The 2729-nt window shown below is 68.9% G+C and carries 2 protein-coding genes; one reads left to right on the top strand and one right to left on the bottom strand.

Going from position 1 to position 2729, the window contains the following annotated elements; translation table 11 throughout:
• Positions 1-1660 (bottom strand): S8 family peptidase (locus tag VD972_RS26235; protein ID WP_324991475.1); only part of this gene is annotated, 1660 nt, incomplete at its 3' end.
• A 241-nt stretch (positions 1661-1901) separates the two neighbouring features.
• Here VD972_RS26235 and VD972_RS26230 point away from each other — a divergent pair.
• Positions 1902-2729 (top strand): DEAD/DEAH box helicase (locus tag VD972_RS26230; protein WP_324991474.1); only part of this gene is annotated, 828 nt, incomplete at its 3' end.

Below are 2729 nucleotides of genomic sequence, written 5' to 3'. Positions count from 1 at the left end.
GCGGCCGCCACTGGGTGACGTAGAGGCCGTCCCCCGCGGCCAGATCCATGCCCTGCCCGTCATCCGCCAGGGCCACGGTGCCGCCGCCAGGGCTCACGCTCAGCTCCAGCGGGCCGGCCGGGTTGGCGCAGTTGATGTGGAGCGCGGAGATGTCCACCGAGCCACCGCGCAGCACCTGCAGCGAGTCCGCGAAGGGCGTCAGCTTGCTGGTGAGCACCTGGTTCTCACAGGTGAGCGAGCCCTTGCCATCCACGTCCGCGGCGCGGATGCGTCGGCCGGTGATCGTCTTCCCGGCCAGGGCGGCCGAGTCCACGCCGCCCGCGAGGATCAGGTTCTTCAGCGCGCGCCAGTCGCGCGACGGATCCTGCGCCTTGAGCAGCCCCACCAGGCCCGACACGTGCGGGGTGGCCATGGAGGTGCCGCTGAGCAGGGCGTAGTCCTGGCCCAGCACGGAGCTGAGCACGTCCACACCCGGCGCGCCCACGTGCACCCGGCGGCGGCCGTAGCTGGAGAAACTGGCCAGCGTGTCCTTCCGATCAATGGCCGCCACGGCGATGATGTTGGGCACCGGGTAGTTGGAGGGGTAGTTGTTGGCGGTGTCGTTGTTGGCGCTGTTGTTGCCCGCGGCCGCGATGAAGAGGATGCCCGCCTGCATGTGCCGGGTGATGGCGTCCTGCAGCGGCTGGGAGAAGGTGCTGCCGCCCCACGAGTTGCTGGAGGCGACGATGTCGACGGGGTGGGTCGTCCGCGTGCGCAGGCCGTACAGGTAGTCCATGCACTCCACGGCGTCCGCGGTGGCACCGCTGCCGGCGGCGCTGAGGAACTTGCACGCGACGATCTTCGCCCGCCAGTTCACCCCGGCCACGCCCTGGGCGTTGTTGCCGCGGCCGGCGATGGTGCCCGCGCAGTGGCTGCCGTGCTTGTTGTCGTCCAGCGGATCGCCGCTGCCGGTGATGGTGTTGATGCCGTGGACGTCATCCACGTAGCCGTTGGCGTCGTCATCCACGTCGTTGTCGGGGATCTCTCCCGGGTTGACCCAGAGGTTGTCGGCCAGGTCCTCGTGCAGGTAGTTGATGCCCGTGTCGATGACGGCGATCACCGTCTCGTCGCTGCCCGTGGTCAGCTCCCACGCCTCGGGCATGTTGAGGTCCGTGTCCGCCGTGCCGCCGCTCTGCCCCGTGTTGTGCAGGCCCCACAGCTCCTCGAACTCGGGATCATCCGGCGTGGCCTGGGTGCGGTAGATGTAGTTGGGCTCGGCGTAGAGCACGTCCGGATCCGCGCGGTAGGCCTCCGCGGCCTGCTCCACGTCGGAGCCTGGCCGCAGCGAGATGCGCTGCAGTCCGGGCAGGAAGCGGTACGAGCGCATCACCTGCGCTCCCAGCATTCCGTGGGTCCGGAACGAGCCCTCTGCGCCAGACTTGAAGCGCACCAGCAGCTCCCCGCTCACCACCTCCTGGCCCTCGCGCGTCAGCTCTGTCTTCAGCTCCTGGGTGAAGAGCCTGCCAGGGGCCTGCTGGACGGTGGGGGCCGTCAGCGCCTCGGGTGACGGCGGCGGCTCCTGGCACGCGCTGCCCCCGAAGGCGAGCAGCGCCGCCAGGGCCCCCAGGCGTAACGACTTGACGCAATGTGTTGAGGCTGGTGATTCCAAATCCAATGACATGTTACCTCCGTACGATACCCGCATTGGCACCCTGCCGAATGACGGTTTGGTCGGATTTCTCGGGCTTTGGCTGTGCCAAGTTGTTTCATTTTGAATTCTTTGTTTTTTTGAACGGAGGCTCGTGATGCAGTGCGTTGCCGGGCCTCCCACTGCGGCCCGGCGCGCACCGGAGCGGATCAGACAGGCAGGCGTGACGTGCATTGACGGCGCCCTGTACCTGTGTTCAGGCTGAGGGTGCGCCATGGCCCCGCAGATCTCGATCGACTTCTTCGCCGCTCAGGCGGCACATCCCTCTCTCGTGCCGTTCCACCCGGTGGTCCAGCGGTGGTTCGCGGAGCGGCTGGGCGAGCCCTCGCGTCCTCAGGTGGAGGGCTGGCCGCTCATCCAGGCCGGGCACGACGTGCTCATTGCCGCGCCCACCGGCAGTGGCAAGACGCTGACGGCCTTCCTGGCCGCGCTGGACGGGCTCTTCCGGCAGGCGCTGGAGGGCACGCTCGCGGACCGGACGCAGGTCCTCTACGTGTCGCCGCTCAAGGCGCTGGGCAACGACGTGCAGAAGAACCTGCTGCAGCCGCTCGCGGAGCTGCTGGAGCGGGCCCGGGCAGAGGGCTTCTCGCCCCAGGAGCTGCGCGTGCAGGTGCGCACCGGGGACACCTCGGCCTCCGAGCGCGCGCAGATGATCAAGCGCCCGCCGCACATCCTCATCACCACGCCCGAGTCGCTCTACCTCTACCTCACCGCGGACCGGGCCCGGGCCACGCTGCGCGCGGTGCGCACCGTCATCGTGGACGAGATCCACGCGCTGGCGCGAGACAAGCGGGGCAGCCACTTCACGCTCTCCATGGAGCGCCTCAAGGTGCTGACGGAGGTGCGCCCGCAGCTCATCGGCCTGTCGGCCACGCAGAAGCCGCTGGACCGGATCGCCCTCTTCCTCACGGGTGCCTCGCCCGTGGAGTGCAAGCGGGTGGAGGTGGGGCACCTGCGGCCGTGGGAGCTGACCGTCGAGATTCCGGACGCGGAGCTGAGCTCCATCGCCTCGCACGAGATGTGGGGGCAGATCTACGACAGG

It is taken from the genome of Hyalangium sp. (assembly GCF_035629615.1).
GTDB lineage: Bacteria > Myxococcota > Myxococcia > Myxococcales > Myxococcaceae > Hyalangium.
Note: the sequence above shows the minus strand (reverse complement) of the source record. Positions and strands in the feature narration are given on the sequence as shown.